The sequence below is a fragment of the Vibrio sp. 03_296 genome (assembly GCF_002265885.1).
On the sequence record NZ_NPKW01000029.1, the window covers coordinates 50,411 to 68,236 of the forward strand.

The following is a 17,826-nucleotide window of genomic DNA, read 5'->3' on the forward strand; positions in this document are numbered from 1 at the left end:
AATTGCTAGGCCGAATAAAACAAAAAGGGGCGTAATGCCCCTTTTTCAAAACGGTTTAGACCGGATATGTTAACTCAAACTCGATTACACTTACGCGCGTGAAAGGTAATTCGCCTTGCCAACCCATTTGTAACTGGTTAACTCTTCCAATCCCATTGGACCACGTGCGTGCAATTTCTGAGTAGACACTGCCACTTCGGCGCCCAAACCAAATTGTGCGCCATCGGTAAAGCGTGTCGATGCGTTGACATACACCGCCGCAGAGCCCGCCGAGTTGATGAACAGCTCTGCGTTTTGCAGATGATTAGTCATGATAGCGTCAGAGTGACTCGCGTTATGTTCACGCATGTGTTCGATCGCTTCTTGCACATCCGCAACCACTTTGACCCCCAGCGTGTAACTCAACCATTCGGTATCAAAATCACCGTCACTCGCATCACGCATCTGTTCAGCTTTAGTCATGTACGCTTTGGCTTTTGGTTCAACAACAAAAGTCACTTTGCCATTTAGTTTTGAAACCAGCATCGGAAGAAACTGCTCTGCAATACGCTCATGGACAAGTAAGGTATCCAGCGCATTACAAGCGGAAGGACGCTGAGCTTTTGCATTCTCCACCACATCCACGCTTTTCGCGAGGTCGGCCGTTTCATCAACGAAAATATGGCTGATACCGAAGCCACCAATGATCACAGGGATAGTGCTGTTTTCTTTACACATTTTGTGCAGCCCAGCGCCACCACGAGGGATGATCATGTCAACGTAATCGTCCAGTTTCAGCAATTGAGTGACCAACTCGCGATCCGGTTTTTCAATGTACTGCACCGACGCCGCTGGCAGGCCAGCTTTCGCTAACGCCGATTGAATCACCTTCACCAACTCCATGTTGGAGAAGAAGGTCTCTTTACCGCCACGTAGGATGCTCGCGTTGCCGGTTTTTAGGCACAATGCCGCGATGTCGATAGTGACATTTGGGCGCGCTTCGTAAATCACACCAACCACGCCAAGTGGCACACGACGGCGTGACAACTGCATGCCATTTTCCAACACTTTACTGTCGATTTCGCTACCGACCGGATCCGTTAGGCTGATCACGTTACGTACATCGTTGGCGATGCCATTCAAGCGAGATTCATTCAAAAGTAAACGATCCAGCATCGCTTCGCTCAAACCCGCTTGTCGACCGAGTTCGATATCTTTGCTGTTTGCCGCCAAAATATCCGCTGTATTCGCTTCAAGTTCATCTGCAATGATGGCCAATGCTTTGTTCTTTTGCGCCGTAGAAGCGGTGGCGAGCTGAAAAGCAGCGTCTTTTGCCGCTTTGCCTAATGTGATTAAATCCACTTTGTTGTCCTCTTTGATTCTGGTGAGCGACTATTCTTGGATGACAACCATGTCGTCACGGTGAATCACTTCTGAACCATAGTCATAGCCCAGAATCGAAATAATGTCTTTGCTGTGCTTACCGGCAATTTTCGCCATATCTTGGTTGGAATAACTCGCAATACCTCGCGCAACCAAATGGCCCTGTGCATCCGTTACACGAACCACTTCGCCACGAGAAAACTCGCCAAGTACCTTGGTCACCCCTTTCGCCAACAAACTGCTGCCTTTTTCGACCACGGCTTTCACCGCACCTTGGTCAATCACAATATCACCAGAGGCTGCAGGGCCTGCGAGGATCCAACGCTTGCGGTTTTCCAACGCCTCTTCACAAGGCAAGAAACGGGTTCCTTGAGGTACAGGGCTCAACGCATCAAAAATGACATTTTGACCACGGCCTGCCGCAATGATGACTTCAATGCCAGCACGACGCGCAATGTCCGCAGCTTGGAGCTTTGTTGCCATCCCACCAGTGCCTAGTGTTGTACCACTACCACCCGCAATTTTACGTAAGGTGTCGTCAATGACTTTAACTTCTTTGATCAGCTCAGCATTGGGATCTTTACGCGGATCGGCGGTATACAAGCCTTTTTGGTCTGTCAGCAATAGCAGTTTATCAGCGCCACATAAAATGCCCACTAAGGCAGAGAGGTTATCGTTGTCGCCCACTTTGATTTCGCTCGTGGCGACGGCGTCATTTTCGTTAACGACAGGAATGATGCCGTTTTCCACTAGTGCGTTAATCGTATCTCGTGCATTGAGAAAACGTTCGCGATCTTCCAGATCCGCTCGTGTTAGCAACATTTGGCCAATTTTTATGCCATAAAGTGCAAATAACGATTCCCAAGTTTGAATCAACTGACTTTGCCCAACCGCAGCAAGCAACTGTTTGCTTGCCATCGCATTGGGCAGCGCGGGGTAACCTAAGTGCTCACGTCCAGCGGCAATCGCGCCTGACGAGACCACCACCACAGAGTGGCCTTGTTTTTTTAACTCTGCACATTGGCGCGCAAGCTCAACCATATGAGCGCGATCTAACGCTAATGTACCACCTGTTAACACACTGGTTCCAAGCTTCACAACGATAGTTTTGGGTTGAGAAGCAGCGACGCTTTGTTGATTCGTTGTCATGATGTCTTCTGAAATGAAACACAAAAATAGAGAAGATGTTTTAACAATCAAATGAAGAATTCACAAGCAGAAAAGGTGCGAAAATCGCACCTTTTTGATTTGGGTAGTTCCAAGAGGATGAAATCAGACAAATTCCACTGACTGCTCGTGATATGCCACGCTTAGCTGAAAATTTTCTTCCAAGGTTTTGACTAATTTGAGATGAAAACAGTTCTGGGTTTTATTCACTTCTTCAAGTGCATTTTTAGGAATAGCCAAATCGAGCCAGTTCCCTTCAACATCATATTTTCCAATATGATAGTTTGCTGTAAAGCCTCCCTCAGTCGCTTCCAGCTCCATCCACCAGCCCCAAAACTCGCGCAACTCTGGTGATTTTCGATCATCAATACAAACAGACAAGCAATCAAAGTAGTAAAGCCCTTCCTTAGATTGAGGGTCTCTCAAGTAAGGCCCCATCGCTCGCAATTTTGCCAATAAACGATTGTGGGTAGGGTTGTTCGTCACTTCTGACATGTGAATCTCCATTTTCTTCAATGTTAAGAATGACAATAATTTTTATTTATCATGAGCTTAAATTTTAAGCCTCATATATCACTCTTGACTAAATTAGGAGATTTGTCACCTTAAGAGTTCATCTTCCAGCCACTTTATCGCTAAATCGAGGGATTGCTCATATCCTTGTGTAATTGTTTTGGAACTGATTTTCTTCGCTTTGCCATAAGTGCTAAAAAACGCAACCATCTGATTATCCGAATATGGCGAGACAGGATCCCCTTCTAAGCTCATCGCCAAGATAGGCACCTTGGTTTTACGACTGCTCAAAAAACCTTGTACTTTCAGTGACCACGCGGCCATTTGCCCCGATAAGCTGTAAATATCCACCACACTTTTACCTAAACGCGAGGCTAAGACATCGAGGTACATCTTCGGCATTTGCTGCAATTTCTGTGGGGAAGCAAAAATATCATGAATAGGCGCACCCAAGATAACGCACGCTTTGATCTTTTCTTGCTCAAGGAACGAGAGCCTCACCATGGCGTTACCGCCAAAACGAAAGCCAATCAAACCAACTCGATGATGATCGACATAAGGAATAGAGAAAAGCTCGTTCAACACAGCTTGGTGAAGGCGACTGTAATCCTCCGTTAACGCGTATTTTGAACTGTACCCCACCGATGGCATGTCTACTGTCAACATGGCAATATCGTGCTTGGCAAGATGATCTCGAAATAGACGCCACATGTCTGTTTGCAGACTGTCTAACCCCGCACTCACAATAACCACAGGATGCGGTTTGTCCGTATTGGTCAGATGCAAGTGAGCGGTGATCTTCCCTTTCTCAAATGGGATCTCGAGCTGCTTGATGATGTATTTGCTTTTTTTCGCGGCTTCAAGGTAAGCGCTGTTGGCCAAAACTTGTGCTTGAATGGCCAAGTTATCACTCTTGAGGTGCGGGTAACCTGCGATGCTGTAGCACAAGGATGCGGAGAAGAGCGCTTCCGATGCCGCTTCATTCGTCATCTCACTGGCGCGCTTTTGATGCTCCATACCGAGCCTCGTCCATTCATAAGCCCAGTTGCCACTGTGATATCCCATCACCGTATCGAGCCATTGCTCATCAGTACGTGAATGTTTGGAAGAGGCAATACGAGCCAACACTTGTTCTTGCTCAATAGGATCGACACCTTGCCACACCCATTGCAAGCGGCGAAGGTTGCGATACCAAGAAAAACCATTCTTCTCTTTAATTTCATCAAGTAAGGATTGGCTGGTCGGCATGTATTGAGTCAATGCCGAGGTTTCTTTGGCTTGCTTATGTTTGACAAATAGCGTTTCTGACAGGTTTTTGCTGACTTCTTCTGACATATTCGGGCTCAGAGTGACATTCCAAAAGACTAAAAAACAAATACGGCTCAGTGGCTTAATACTCTTTCCATTCAAGAGTGTGTGCGCCTAAAAGCCAAATCAGTATAACAGTATAAAAAAAAATGACCCGTAAAAGGGTCATTCTCTCAACAAAATCAGGATTTACTTCTGCTTTCGGTTTACTGGCTCAGCGTAAGCCAATGCCATATCCCATGGCTGTTCAATCCAAGTCTCTTGAGCGATGTCGACGACATAATCATCCAACAACTCTTTACCAGAAGGTTTTGCACAAACCGCAATCAGTTTCGCTTTAGGGTACATTTCACGCAGTTTACGCGCGGTGTCACCACTATCGACTAGATCTTCAACGATTAGGTAGCCTTCGCCGTCACCTTCCGGTGCTTTCAATACAGTCATATCACGTTGATGATCGTGGTCATAGCTGGAAATACAGATGGTGTCGACATAGCGAATACCTAGCTCACGAGCCAGAATAGCTCCAGGAACCAAGCCACCACGGCTCACTGCCCAAATGCCTTTCCACTGGTCTGCTGGCATCTGTTTTTCAGCAAGTTGACGGCAGTAAGTTTGCATGGCATCCCAGGTAATAACGAATTTGTTGCTCATTGTAATAACCTAATTATTTGAAAAATCTATTGTCCCAAACAGACAACAGGCTCTCATAAAGATGAGAGCCCGAAACGTAACAGAAAGTTTGGGTATCGAGCTGCGCAAACGATTATTCTACCGGAACGCAACTCTAAAAGCTATTTAAGCCACCAGATACTTGATGATAAAAATAGCCGACATAATCCAGACACTGAGTGAAACATCACGCCCTTTTCCGCTGAACAATTTGATGGCAGCATACGCGATAAAACCTAAAGAAATCCCTTCTGCAATCGAGAATGTCAGTGGCATCAGTAAGCATGTCACAACAACAGGAGCCGCCTCGGTTAAGTCGCGCCAATCAATGCTAACAAGACCTGAAAGCATCAAAATTGCCACGTAAAACAAAGCACCTGCCGTTGCGTACGCGGGAATCATGCCAGCCAGTGGCGAAAAGAACAGTGCCAATAGGAATAGCACACCCACGACAACCGCAGTTAAACCTGTACGGCCACCAGCCGCCACACCAGAGACACTTTCGATGTAAGACGTTGTGTTTGACGTACCTAGTAGCGCACCTACAGAAGTCGCTGTTGAGTCAGCCAGCAGTGCTTTATTCAAACGTGGCAGTTTGCCATCTTTCTCAATCAGGTTCGCTTTGGTTGCAACACCCACGAGCGTGCCCGCCGTGTCGAACAAGTCAACGAACAAGAAAGCAAACACCACTGAAATCATGCCAACTTCAAATACCGCAGAGAAGTCCAGTTGCATGAACGTAGGCGCAATACTTGGTGGGGTTGACATCACACCCGCCCATTGGACATCACCAAACACCAAACCAAGTGCCGTCACTGCCAAGATCGCAATCATTACTGCCCCTTTAACACCACGGTGAACAAGTGCAATAGTCAAAAAGAAACCAAATGCAGCGAGAGCCGGTGCGAGAGAAGTGATATCGCCAAGAGAAACAAACGTCGCTGGGTTATCAACAACGATACCTGCATTTTTCAGTGCAATGAACGCAAGGAACAAGCCGATACCCGCAGAGATCCCCGTTCTCAAAGAGAGCGGAATCGAGTTGATGATCCACTCACGAATTTTGAAGATGCTCAACAGGATAAAAAGCACACCCGAAACAAATACGGCCGCCAATGCGACTTGCCAGGTATACCCCATTCCAAGAACAACCGCGTAGGTAAAGAAGGCATTTAAGCCCATGCCTGGCGCCTGTGCGATTGGGTAGTTGGCAAGTAGACCCATGATGAAGCAGCCAATTGCTGCGGCAAGACAGGTAGCAACAAAAACGGCACCACGGTCCATTCCCGCATCAGCTAGAATCGCTGGGTTAACAAAAATGATGTAAGCCATCGTCAAGAAGGTAGTAATACCTGCAATGATCTCAGTGCGCACATTTGTGCCATGTTCGCTGAGTTTAAATAGCCTTTCGAGCATGATCGAATCCTGTAAAGGTAAAAAGTAAACGGTTGCGTAATCGATTGGCTGCAGATTATAAAGTTATCAAATAACAAATTCCAGATAGATTTTTCACTCTAATAAAGATTTCTCGCTGGATTATGAAACCATTTCAGCAAGAAAAATTAGCCGCTATTATTTTTCCTTTAAGAAACAACCAGAAAAAACAGGGACTTTAGAAGATAAACTGAAGAATAAATCGACAATGTCGTAAACTTACATGGAATAACGAGGAAAAATTGCAAAGTTTACATGCAAGAAATGCGGCGGATTCGATTGGTTTCGGAAGTGAGGTCTGTTCTCGTATCACTAATATTGAGAAAACAAAAAAACGCCACTCAATTTGAGTGGCGGTAGAATCATGTCAGTTCGATTACTGAAAGAAAATTCCAATTTAGGGGTGAACAAATCGTTCGGGGTCACATGCACTTGGTTAGCGTACGTTACTTGTAACCAAAGCTTGTTGGGTATGCAAAGTTGCGGGTGTAAACAGAGTTGTTTGTCCAAAACATTGCAGATGCTAAACCTTTCATAACTATCACCTTATTAAATCAATTAAACATGTTTGATTTCTCGGTTCCTTGGAGGCGATAAACGGACTCATCCTTTGAGCATTTTTTCTTCGCTTTAGAAGTTGGTTACAAATATACCACCAAGAAATTTTATTACAATACTTTTGGTGATTAAAATCACATAAATTTCATTTAATGATCTAAATCAAATAAATTTGGTAATTAAATTACAGAATTATCAAACTCAAAATAGGTTAAGTTACAGAACATAACCAACCAATTGAGTAAGCGCTGACAGCGATGTTCACATTCTGTGACAGTGCACTTGTAAACAGCCAGTGACTGACACTACTCGGCTCTGCTTGCAAGTGATATCCTTGCTCACAACTTATAATCTGCTGAACCCACAACCATCTAATCTACTGGGCTAACAGCAGTGCCATCATCCGGCAAACCTAGAAAAAGGAGTCATCTGTGTCTGAGTTCCATTCTGAAATCAGTACCTTATCACCTGCTCCACTTTGGCAGTTTTTTGATAAGATTTGTTCTATCCCACACCCATCAAAGCATGAAGAAGCACTTGCTCAATACATCGTCAACTGGGCGGCAGAGCAAGGTCTAGACGTTCGTCGCGATCCAACCGGCAATGTGTTTATTAAAAAGCCTGCGACACCTGGCATGGAAAACAAAAAGGGTGTTGTTCTTCAAGCGCACATCGACATGGTGCCTCAAAAAAACGAAGACACTCAACACGACTTCACCACTGACCCTATTCGTCCATACATTGACGGTGAGTGGGTAACCGCAGAAGGTACGACGCTCGGAGCGGATAATGGAATTGGCATGGCTTCCTGCCTTGCGGTGTTGGCCTCAACAGAGATCAAGCATGGTCCAATTGAAGTTCTGCTAACCATTGATGAAGAAGCCGGCATGACGGGCGCTTTCGGTTTGGAAGCTGGCTGGCTAGAAGGCGACATTCTTCTCAATACCGATTCAGAGCAAGAGGGTGAAGTCTACATGGGCTGCGCAGGCGGTATCGACGGCGCGATGACGTTTGATATTCAACGCGAAGCGGTTCCTGCAGGCTTTATTACTCGTCAGTTAACGCTAAAAGGCTTAAAAGGCGGCCACTCAGGTTGTGACATCCACACTGGCCGTGGTAATGCAAACAAACTGATGGCACGTTTCCTTGCCGGCCACGCACAAGAATTGGATCTGCGCTTGGTGGAATTCCGCGGTGGTAGCCTGCGTAATGCGATTCCTCGTGAAGCCTTCGTCAAAGTGGCGCTGCCTGCAGAAAACCAAGATAAGCTTGCTCAACTGTTTGACTATTACACTGAACTTCTAAAAGCCGAACTCGGTAAAGTGGAAACCAATATTGTCACGTTTAACCAAGCGGTCGATGTGGAAGCGGGTGTATTGACCAATGCTGATCAACAACGCTTTGTCGCTGCGTTAAATGCTTGTCCAAACGGTGTCATTCGCATGAGCGATGAGATTGAAGGTGTGGTTGAAACGTCGCTTAACGTGGGTGTTATCACCACTGAAGAGAACAAAATCACCGTATTGTGCTTGATCCGATCACTGATCGACTCAGGTCGCAGCCAAGTGGAAAGCATGCTGACATCAGTCGCAGAACTGGCTGGCGCACACATTGTGTTCTCTGGCGCTTACCCTGGTTGGAAACCGGATGCTGATTCTGAAATCATGGCGATCTTCCGTGATATGTACGAAGGCATTTACGGTCACAAACCGAACATCATGGTCATTCACGCGGGTCTAGAATGCGGCCTATTCAAGAAACCATACCCTGACATGGACATGGTGTCATTTGGCCCAACGATTAAGTTCCCGCACTCTCCAGATGAGAAAGTGAAGATTGACACAGTACAACTTTACTGGGATCAAATGGTGGCGTTACTGGAAGCGATTCCTGAAAAGGCATAACACGAGAAAAACAAAGGGCGCGAAACTCGCGCCCTTTCTGTATCGTTCGCTATCCATTAAGCACGATTTTGTGCGTAAGCCGCTAGCTCATCCATTGACGTTTGTGCAACCACTTCACCATCAATGTAGTACGTCACGAAATCACCTTCACGTACACCCGTTAATGTCGCTTTTTCACCATTGTTGTAGGTGATATCCATTTGAACGGTATTTTCGTCGATCTGCTGCATCATACCTTGCTCAATGATACGGTTGTTCGTTAACGGCGCAATCGGTGCAGTTGTTAGTGACTTGTCTAGTTGGTGGTTTACATCAATGTAAGTGTCCATCTTAGTGTCAAAGATGTGTGGCTTGCCGTTTAGCGGGTTTTTACCCGTCCAGAATTCCAGTGAGTTAAATACAATGTAGTCTGCTGCAATCGCCACACCGTATACTGGCGCCAACAACATGTTTAGACCACCACGAGCGTAACGGTTGTCTACAGCTTTTAAGTTGAAGCCCATAACGTAACCCGTTACTGCGTTGCTGCCTACACAGCCAGACAATGCCATTGCTGCTACAGATAATGCCACGACTTTAGTGATCGTCTTTTTCATATTTACCTCGAATGTAATTTGGAGAACAGGAATTGGGGGCGCATATTAGCGCAGATAAAAACCATCCTCAAAGTAGGAAAATTCTGTGTTGCCAACGCGATCTCAAAATCAAGACTCCTTACATAACAAGGTTATATAGTAAAACAAGACACATTGAGCGATTAAATTTCAACCAACCAAAATTAACAACCTATCGACAAAAATCAGAGAAAAGTCAGTGAACGATTAGCGATTTTTATCGTAATCTTAATAAGGTCGAATGGTTTCACCTTAGCTGCGTTGTTAGAGTCAGTGGAACAGCAAATACAGGAAGTAGTATGGTTCGTATCAAGAAAAACAAAGTGTTCGAGATCTTAGGACACAAAATCCCCCCCGCACAACGGTTAGAGATAGAGCTCGATGCGGCGCAGCTTTACACCCACTCTCCTCTTTCGATCCCGATTGAAATCATCAATGGACGCAATGCTGGCCCTGTACTGATGATCAATGCTGCAATACATGGTGATGAACTCAATGGCGTTGAGATTGTCAGGCAACTGATTAACAGCCTCGATCCTAACCAAATCAAAGGCACCGTTATTGCCGTTCCAATCGTGAATGTGTTTGGCTTTATTCATAAATCCCGCTACCTGCCGGACAGACGTGATCTCAACCGCTGTTTTCCCGGTAGTGAAAAAGGTGCACTGGCTTCACGCATGGCACATACCTTCTTTAGTAATGTGGCCCTAAGAGCCGACTATATTCTTGATCTTCACACCGGAGCCATCCATCGAACCAATTTGCCTCAAATCCGTGCCAATTTGAGTAATCCAGAAACGTTGAGAATAGCCAAAGCCTTCGGCGCACCGGTTATCATCGATTCCGCTCTTAGAGATGGTTCCATTCGCTCCGAAGCTGAAAAGTGCGATATTCCCGTACTAACCTATGAAGCTGGCGAAGCGCTCAGATTTGATCCTCTCTCCATTAGTGCCGGGGTGCTCGGTGTTAAACGCGTGATGCAAGCCATTGGCATGCTCCGAGCCAGTCGAAAAAAATTGCCTCAACCTGTCATTGCTAAATCAACCAGTTGGGTACGAGCATCAGGAAACGGCATTTTGCGTACCGTGGTCAACTTAGGCGCCAAAGTTGAAAAAGGGGAAACCTTAGCCTATATCAGTTCACCGCTGGGCCATGACGAAGTGGAGTTGAAAGCCCCTAAAGGTGGCATTGTTATTGGCCAACAAACACTGCCTCTGGTTAATGAAGGAGACGCTATTTTTAATGTGGCTTATTTCCGTCAAGATGACGAAGTCGTCGAGCAAGTGGTGGAAAGCTATATTGAAGAGCTCGTTGAAAGTGATATTGACTTGATCACCACAGGGCAAATCCCCCTTTAACCTCTTTCGCTACAATACGTTGGCTCACGCTATCACGTGAGCCATACATATCATTACACGAAATAAATTGAACGGCGTTTTATTGATATTTACCATCACTGGATTATTGATATAGCCGTCGAGTCACTATGATGTTTCGTTTCATTCTTTCCTTTGCCGCCTTGTTGTCACTGCCAAGCATGGCACAACATACCCAAACGCCAGATCTCGCCCACTACCTGCAACAGCATTTTGAAGCCAATCAGGATCCGAGTCAGGACAGAATGACACAAACGGAAAACCTATCCACATCGCTTGATCTGGACGCAGGGAAGGAAAACATCGAATGGACCTTAGATCGTGGTGCGAATCGCATCAACTGTGACATGCTGGTCTCTCAATCAGGTCAAGAGCCTCATTTCGACTATGGCGAAGCCAAAGATCTTTCTGATGGTTTGCAACACTTCGACTTACCAAAACACAAAAGTGAACAAGAATATTACCGCAATCAAGTCAACAGCAATACGCCGGGATTAAACCCTAGTAGTAAGCAGTTTGCCGCCCCTGCTGAGGGTGATTTTCATGTTTCACTCTCCTCAGATTGCTTCAACTAACCCTAGGTAAACGCATAAATGCAAAAAGCCCCGATGTGTGAGCATCGGGGCTTTTCTAAATGGCATTGAGTCGTGAATTACTCGTCTTCGTCCACTTCATCTTCCGCTTGAGCATCACGAGCACGGCGCTGTTCTGCTTTACGAAGTTTTGCGCTTAGCGCTTCAGCATCACGCTCTTTACGTTGCTGCGATTTACGCTCGTTGCGCTCGGCTTGGTTCTTAACAAAACCAGCGAGTTCAGCTTCTGCCCACGCTTGAGCAGCCGCTTCAGAGTCAAAACCCATTTGACGCTTTGAAACAACAGTTTTACGAGAGGTTACTTGACGAGTAATCTCAGCCGCCCAACCTTCACGTTTCTCAGTCACGCGGATGGCAAATTTTTGGTTTTTAGACATGTCAGATGTTCCTAAGGGATTGTAAAGGGATTCAAGCCATCCCTTGGCAAGCGGCGTATTAGACCACAATTATTTGCGATTGGCTATTGGCTCACTGATAAAAAAACCGCCAGAGAAGCGCTCTAGCGGTTTATTCAGCGTCACATTATTTCAATCGGATTAGCCCAGATTTTTGCGTGCGTTTTGGAACATACGCATCCACGCGCCATTTTCACCCCAACCTTCTGGTGCCCATGAGTTCGCTACAGTGCGGAATACACGCTCTGGGTGCGGCATCATGATGGTTACGCGACCATCTTTTGTCGTCAAACCGGTAATCGCATTTGGTGAACCGTTAGGGTTGTTCGGGTATTGCTGTGTTGGATTACCTAGGTTATCAACAAAGCGGACCGCAACGGTGCCCGATGCTTCAATCGCAGCGAGATGTTGAGCATCGCGTACTTCCACACGACCTTCGCCGTGCGAAACAGCGATAGGCATACGAGAGCCAGCCATGCCATCAAAGAAGACAGAATCCGATTTCTGTACTTCGACTAGGCTAAAGCGTGCTTCAAAACGCTCTGATTCGTTGCGAACGAAACGTGGCCACAAGTCGGCACCTGGGATCAATTCTTTCAAGTTTGAAAGCATCTGACAGCCGTTACATACCCCCAGTGAGAAGGTGTTTTCACGATTAAAGAAGGCTTGGAACTGCTCACGTGCTTGCGCATTAAAGAGCACAGATTTCGCCCAACCTTCACCCGCACCTAATACGTCACCGTACGAGAAACCGCCACAAGCCACTAGACCATGGAACTCATCCAGCACCGCTTGACCCGTTAGAATGTCACTCATGTGAATGTCGGTGGCTTCAAAGCCTGCGCGATCGAAGGCTGCGGCCATTTCAACATGAGAGTTAACCCCCTGCTCACGCAGGATCGCCATCTTCGGTTTCGCACCTTTCGCGATATACGGAGCTGCGATATCTTCGTTAACATCGTAGCTGAGCGACACATTCAGACCTGGATCTGAGTTGTCTTTCTTCGCGGCAAACTCTTGGTTTGCACACGCAGGGTTGTCACGCAGTGCCTGCATCTTATGCGTTGTTTCCGCCCAGATAACACGCAAATCAGTGCGTGAACGTTCCAGTACCACAGCATCACCAGAGCGAATCACAAAGTTGTCTGAAGCGTCAACCGCACCAATCACGTGTGAACACGCTTCTAGACCATTGGCCGCCAACGTCGACAGCACAGAATCCAATTCATCGTTCTTAACTTGAACAACTGCACCGAGCTCTTCGTTAAATAGCGCCGCCAGAACATCGTCACCCAACGCAGCGATATTCGCGTTGACACCACAGTGACCTGCAAAGGCCATCTCTGCAAGTGTCACCAATAGGCCGCCATCACCTTTATCGTGGTACGCAAGCAATTTGTCTTGGCGAACCAGAGCTTGCATCGCATCGAAGAAGCCTTTCAATTGTTCCGCGTTGTCGACGTCAGCCGGTTTGTCACCCAATTGCTTGTAAACCTGAGCCAGCGCCGTAGCACCTAAGCGGTTCTTACCGTTGCCAAGGTCAACAAGAACCAGTGAGGTCTCGCCTTTGTCGGTACGCAACTGAGGAGTAATGGTTTTACGTACATCTTCAACACGAGCAAACGCGGTGATGATCAGAGACAGTGGAGAAGTTACTTCTTTCTCTTCACCGTTCTCATTCCACTTGGTCTTCATTGACATTGAGTCTTTACCAACAGGGATAGTAAGACCCAATGCAGGGCACAGTTCTTCACCCACCGCTTTCACCGCTTCGTAAAGACCCGCGTCTTCACCTGGGTGGCCTGCAGGTGACATCCAGTTTGCTGACAGCTTAATGCGCTTGATATCGCCGATGTCAGTCGCTGCGATGTTAGTGAGAGACTCACCAACGGCTAGACGTGCTGACGCGCCAAAGTCAAGCAGCGCAACAGGTGTACGTTCACCCATAGACATCGCTTCACCGTGGTACGTATCGTAACTGGCTGCTGTGACCGCACAGTTTGCGACTGGCACCTGCCACGGACCGACCATTTGGTCGCGTGCCACTAAGCCTGTAACGGTACGGTCACCAATGGTGATCAGGAAGGTTTTTTCAGCCACAGTTGGAAGACGAAGTACGCGATCCACCGCTTCGTTAAGTTCGATGCCATCACGCGTCATCGCTGGGCTGTCTACTTTGAGTGTGGTTGCTTCACGATGCATCTTTGGTGGCTTGCCAAGCAGAATGTCCATTGGCATATCAATCGGCGTATTGTCGAAGTGCGCATCTTCCAGCGTGAGGTGACGCTCTTCCGTTGCCACACCGACCACAGCGTATGGCGCACGCTCACGTTTACAGATTGCATCAAATGCCGCCATGTTTTCTGGTGCGACCGCGAGTACATAACGCTCTTGAGATTCGTTACACCAGATTTCCAATGGGCTCATTCCCGGCTCATCGTTTGGTACATCACGCAGCTGGAACTTACCGCCACGCTCACCATCATTGACCAACTCTGGTAACGCGTTTGAAATACCACCCGCACCAACGTCGTGAATAAACGCGATTGGGTTGTTATCGCCAAGCTGCCAACAGCGATCGATCACTTCCTGACAGCGACGCTCCATCTCTGGGTTTTCACGTTGTACCGAAGCAAAATCCAGATCTTCGGCCGACTGACCTGACGCCATAGACGACGCAGCGCCACCACCCAGACCAATGTTCATCGCAGGGCCGCCAAGAACAATCAAACTTGCGCCGACAGGGATCTCTTTCTTCTGTACGTGCTCGTCACGAATGTTACCCATACCACCAGCAATCATGATTGGCTTGTGGTAGCCACGCACTTCTTCACCTGCGTGTGACGTCACTTTCTCTTCGTAAGTACGGAAGTAACCAAGGAGGTTTGGACGACCAAATTCGTTGTTGAATGCCGCACCACCGAGAGGGCCTTCTAGCATGATGTCAAGGGCGTTGACGATACGACCCGGCTTACCAAAATCGGTTTCCCATGGCTGTTCAAAGCCAGGAATACGTAAGTTCGAGGTGGTAAAACCAACCAGACCCGCTTTTGGCTTGCCGCCAATACCGGTTGCGCCTTCGTCACGAATTTCACCACCAGAACCGGTGGAAGCACCTGGCCATGGTGAGATTGCGGTTGGGTGGTTGTGCGTCTCTACCTTCATCAAGATGTGCGCATCTTCGTGATGGTAGTTGTATTGACGCGTTTCTGGATCAGGGAAGAAACGACCGACTTTTGAACCCGTCATTACCGCTGCGTTATCTTTGTAAGCAGACAGCACGTGATCTGGCGTTGTTTCAAAGGTATTTTTGATCATCTTAAACAGCGATTTTGGCTGTTCCACACCATCGATCGTCCAATCGGCGTTAAAGATCTTGTGACGACAATGCTCAGAGTTAGCCTGAGCAAACATCATAAGTTCGATGTCATTTGGATTACGGCCAAGCTTAGTAAAGTTCTCCACCAAGTAATCAATTTCATCTTCTGCCAGCGCTAGGCCAAGTGAAACGTTTGCTTCTTCAAGCGCGAGACGACCTCCAGAAAGGATATCCACCTGAGTCATTGGTGCAGGCTGTGCAACGCTGAACAATGCCGCTGCTGCTTCTAAATCACCAAATACTGCTTCCATCATGCGGTCATGAATAATGCTTTTTACGATGTCGATTTGTGCGCTAGAAAGCTCTGATGACGACTCAACGTAGTACGCCGCGCCGCGCTCTAAACGCTTCACCGCGTTAAGACCACAGTTTTGTGCAATGTCTGTCGCTTTTGATGACCAAGGAGAGATGGTGCCAGGACGAGGAGTGACCAGCAATAAGAGACCTTGAGGCTCGTGCTCTTCGATAGTTGGGCCGTAAGTAAGAAGTTTCTCTAACTTTTCTAGCGCTTCTGCGTCTAACTCAGAGGTCAGATCCGCAAAGTGCATGAACTCGGCATAAATGCCCGTTACAGGCAGATCTTGTTCACGACAAAGTTCCAGTAGTTTATTAACTCGAAACTCAGAAAGAGCTGGGGAGCCACGCAAAATTCTCATGTGCTTAGGTCTCTTATGCAATTGATTAAGGTGATATTGGAATAAATTCAGTGGGTTATACTGTTTTACTTCGAACTTATGCCGATTGCACCTCTCTGTTGCGGGCGCATTATATAGCAATTGTTTTTGTGATGTAACACCAAAAGCAACCGTTTGCGTCACTTTTTTTGTCAAATTTGAAATACAACCAAAATGTCGTCACTAAGAAAAGGTGTACAATTTTGCCTATCGCTTTTTCTTTGCCTACCTTGCCCGCTTTGATATAAAGAGACGAATCGATTTTTGAGAGCAGACTTGATGCCAATATTTAATCTTCACCAACTACGTAACTTTCTGTTTATTATCGCGACAACGCTGTTTTTATCAGCGTGTCAGATTGAATCAAAGCCCACTAGCGAACTTGATCAGATCAAACAGAGAGGTGTACTCCGTGTCGGTACTCTCAATAATCAACTCTCTTATTACATCGGTCCTGATGGACAAACCGGTTTAGATTACGAACTCGCTCGTCAGTTTGCCGATGAACTTGGCGTCAAACTTGAAGTGAAAGTGGCTTTTCGCCAAGCCGAGTTGTTCCCCATGCTCAAACGCGGAGACATCGACCTGATCGCCACTGGCCTCAACCAGACCCCAAGAGCGATTAAACAATTTCGCCCCGGGCCAAGTTATTATTACGTCAGTCAAGTCGTGGTGTACAAAAATGGTGCCCTACGCCCACGTAACTTAAAACAGTTAGTCGAATACCAAAACGCCAAAACCACCTCAGAAGATGAAGACGAAACCAGTAACAATGCGGCTGCCAACACTCTGCAAGTGGTGAAACAATCACAAAATGTGACGTTGTTGAAATCGCTACAAAACGATTACCCAGAGCTGCAATTTACCACCGTCTCTGATGCCGATAATTACGATTTGCTTCGCCGCGTCTCAACTGGGGAGCTGAGATTTGCCATCAGCGATTCTATCGAATTATCACTGGCTCAACGTCTCTACCCCGATTTAGCCACCGCATTTGAAGTCACCGAAGACCAACCTGTTTCTTGGTTTGTTCGCCGTTCACCGGATGAATCTTTGTATGCGCTGATGATTGAGTTTTTCGGCAACATTAGTCAATCTGGCGAACTTGCACGCCTAGAAGAAAAATACATTGGCCACATTGGCAGCTTCGATTATGTGGATACGCGCGCCTTTATCCGTGCGTTGGACAATAAATTACCCAAATGGGCTCCTTTATTTGAGCAATATTCTGCAGAATTTGACTGGCGCTTAATTGCCGCTCTGGCGTACCAAGAATCACATTGGAATCCCCTCGCGAAATCGCCGACCGGTGTGCGCGGTATGATGATGCTGACGTTGCCGACTGCGCAAAGTGTTGGCGTAAAAAACCGCTTAGACCCAGAGCAGTCTATCCGCGGTGGCGTTGAATATCTGCGTCGTATTGTCGCTCGTGTACCTGAGTCGATCCCTCAACATGAGAAAATCTGGTTTGCTTTAGCATCCTACAACGTTGGCTTTGGTCATATGATGGATGCACGCCGCTTAACCAAACGACAAGGTGGCAATCCAGATTCTTGGGGAGATGTGAAAGAGAGACTGCCGCTATTAAGACAGAAGAAGTATTTCAGCCAAACTCGCTACGGTTATGCTCGTGGAGACGAGGCGAAAAATTACGTTGAGAATATCCGCCGCTACTACCAAAGCATCATTGGTCATGTGGGACAAAACTCTCTGATTGCGAGCGATCAAGAGGGTGAAATTCAAGTGATCCCGCCACTCGAAAATAGTGAGTTAGTGGCGGCTGCTAGTGACATTGACGCAGCAGAAAACGAAGCTCTGTCGCCAGATGTCACCGTCAGCCAAGCGACACTCACCACAGAAGTCCAACCTTAAGAGCA

13 protein-coding genes are annotated in these 17,826 nt (G+C 47.0%); 4 read left to right on the top strand and 9 right to left on the bottom strand.

The window, feature by feature from the left end:
• Positions 1-90: 90 nt before the first annotated feature.
• The 6 genes from CIK04_RS02340 to CIK04_RS02365 all read right to left on the bottom strand — a co-directional run bounded on the left by CIK04_RS02340 (position 91) and on the right by CIK04_RS02365 (position 6,438).
• A complete protein-coding gene (locus CIK04_RS02340) occupies positions 91-1,359 on the bottom strand; it encodes a glutamate-5-semialdehyde dehydrogenase (RefSeq protein WP_097353154.1) in 1,269 nt (422 codons plus the stop codon).
• A gap of 12 nt (positions 1,360-1,371) precedes the next feature.
• Positions 1,372-2,511, bottom strand: a complete 1,140-nt coding sequence (gene proB / locus CIK04_RS02345) for a glutamate 5-kinase (protein ID WP_038963551.1) — start codon at positions 2,509-2,511, stop codon at positions 1,372-1,374.
• A gap of 123 nt (positions 2,512-2,634) precedes the next feature.
• A complete protein-coding gene (gene crl / locus CIK04_RS02350) occupies positions 2,635-3,024 on the bottom strand; it encodes a sigma factor-binding protein Crl (protein ID WP_011078431.1) in 390 nt (129 codons plus the stop codon).
• Between the two features lie 105 nt (positions 3,025-3,129).
• Positions 3,130-4,377, bottom strand: coding sequence for an esterase FrsA (gene frsA, locus CIK04_RS02355; protein ID WP_017420848.1), 1,248 nt, complete (start codon positions 4,375-4,377; stop codon positions 3,130-3,132).
• Positions 4,378-4,539: 162 nt separating this feature from the next.
• Complete coding sequence (gene tet(34) / locus CIK04_RS02360; protein ID WP_017420847.1) at positions 4,540-5,004, bottom strand: oxytetracycline resistance phosphoribosyltransferase domain-containing protein Tet(34); 465 nt, start codon at positions 5,002-5,004, stop codon at positions 4,540-4,542.
• A gap of 144 nt (positions 5,005-5,148) precedes the next feature.
• Positions 5,149-6,438, bottom strand: coding sequence for an NCS2 family permease (locus CIK04_RS02365; RefSeq protein ID WP_011078434.1), 1,290 nt, complete (start codon positions 6,436-6,438; stop codon positions 5,149-5,151).
• A gap of 1,007 nt (positions 6,439-7,445) precedes the next feature.
• On the opposite strand from CIK04_RS02365, the gene CIK04_RS02370 reads away from it, so the two are divergent.
• On the top strand, positions 7,446-8,918 hold the full coding sequence (locus CIK04_RS02370) for an aminoacyl-histidine dipeptidase (protein WP_039469369.1): 1,473 nt from the start codon (positions 7,446-7,448) through the stop codon (positions 8,916-8,918).
• Between the two features lie 56 nt (positions 8,919-8,974).
• On the opposite strand, the gene CIK04_RS02375 is transcribed toward CIK04_RS02370, so the two are convergent.
• Positions 8,975-9,514, bottom strand: coding sequence for a DUF3332 domain-containing protein (locus tag CIK04_RS02375; RefSeq protein WP_011149672.1), 540 nt, complete (start codon positions 9,512-9,514; stop codon positions 8,975-8,977).
• Between the two features lie 317 nt (positions 9,515-9,831).
• Between CIK04_RS02375 and CIK04_RS02380 the strand changes: the two genes are divergently transcribed.
• Together CIK04_RS02380 and CIK04_RS02385 are read left to right on the top strand one after the other, a co-directional pair.
• Positions 9,832-10,890, top strand: a complete 1,059-nt coding sequence (locus CIK04_RS02380; protein ID WP_011078437.1) for a succinylglutamate desuccinylase/aspartoacylase family protein — start codon at positions 9,832-9,834, stop codon at positions 10,888-10,890.
• Positions 10,891-11,018: 128 nt separating this feature from the next.
• Positions 11,019-11,483 (top strand): DNA-directed RNA polymerase subunit beta, encoded by a 465-nt coding sequence (locus CIK04_RS02385; protein ID WP_097353155.1) that lies wholly within the window; start codon positions 11,019-11,021, stop codon positions 11,481-11,483.
• Positions 11,484-11,560: 77 nt separating this feature from the next.
• On the opposite strand, the gene CIK04_RS02390 is transcribed toward CIK04_RS02385, so the two are convergent.
• Positions 11,561-11,878, bottom strand: coding sequence for a DUF3622 domain-containing protein (locus CIK04_RS02390; protein ID WP_017420841.1), 318 nt, complete (start codon positions 11,876-11,878; stop codon positions 11,561-11,563).
• 159 nt (positions 11,879-12,037) lie between these two features.
• Positions 12,038-15,931: a phosphoribosylformylglycinamidine synthase gene (gene purL / locus CIK04_RS02395; protein ID WP_097353156.1), complete on the bottom strand. Its 3,894-nt coding sequence runs from the start codon at positions 15,929-15,931 to the stop codon at positions 12,038-12,040.
• A 297-nt stretch (positions 15,932-16,228) separates the two neighbouring features.
• On the opposite strand from purL, the gene mltF reads away from it, so the two are divergent.
• Positions 16,229-17,821: a membrane-bound lytic murein transglycosylase MltF gene (gene mltF / locus CIK04_RS02400; RefSeq protein ID WP_097353157.1), complete on the top strand. Its 1,593-nt coding sequence runs from the start codon at positions 16,229-16,231 to the stop codon at positions 17,819-17,821.
• The last annotated feature ends 5 nt before the right edge of the window (positions 17,822-17,826 follow it).

Bases quoted from the DNA above. Each gene is read 5' to 3' on its own strand.
- proB (WP_038963551.1), bottom strand. From the start codon at position 2,511: ATGACAACGAATCAACAAAGCGTCGCTGCTTCTCAACCCAAAACTATC.
- crl (WP_011078431.1), bottom strand. From the start codon at position 3,024: ATGTCAGAAGTGACGAACAACCCTACCCACAATCGTTTATTGGCAAAA.
- frsA (WP_017420848.1), bottom strand. From the start codon at position 4,377: ATGTCAGAAGAAGTCAGCAAAAACCTGTCAGAAACGCTATTTGTCAAA.
- CIK04_RS02365 (WP_011078434.1), bottom strand. From the start codon at position 6,438: ATGCTCGAAAGGCTATTTAAACTCAGCGAACATGGCACAAATGTGCGC.
- CIK04_RS02375 (WP_011149672.1), bottom strand. From the start codon at position 9,514: ATGAAAAAGACGATCACTAAAGTCGTGGCATTATCTGTAGCAGCAATG.
- CIK04_RS02380 (WP_011078437.1), top strand. From the start codon at position 9,832: ATGGTTCGTATCAAGAAAAACAAAGTGTTCGAGATCTTAGGACACAAA.
- CIK04_RS02385 (WP_097353155.1), top strand. From the start codon at position 11,019: ATGATGTTTCGTTTCATTCTTTCCTTTGCCGCCTTGTTGTCACTGCCA.
- CIK04_RS02390 (WP_017420841.1), bottom strand. From the start codon at position 11,878: ATGTCTAAAAACCAAAAATTTGCCATCCGCGTGACTGAGAAACGTGAA.
- purL (WP_097353156.1), bottom strand. From the start codon at position 15,931: ATGAGAATTTTGCGTGGCTCCCCAGCTCTTTCTGAGTTTCGAGTTAAT.
- mltF (WP_097353157.1), top strand. From the start codon at position 16,229: ATGCCAATATTTAATCTTCACCAACTACGTAACTTTCTGTTTATTATC.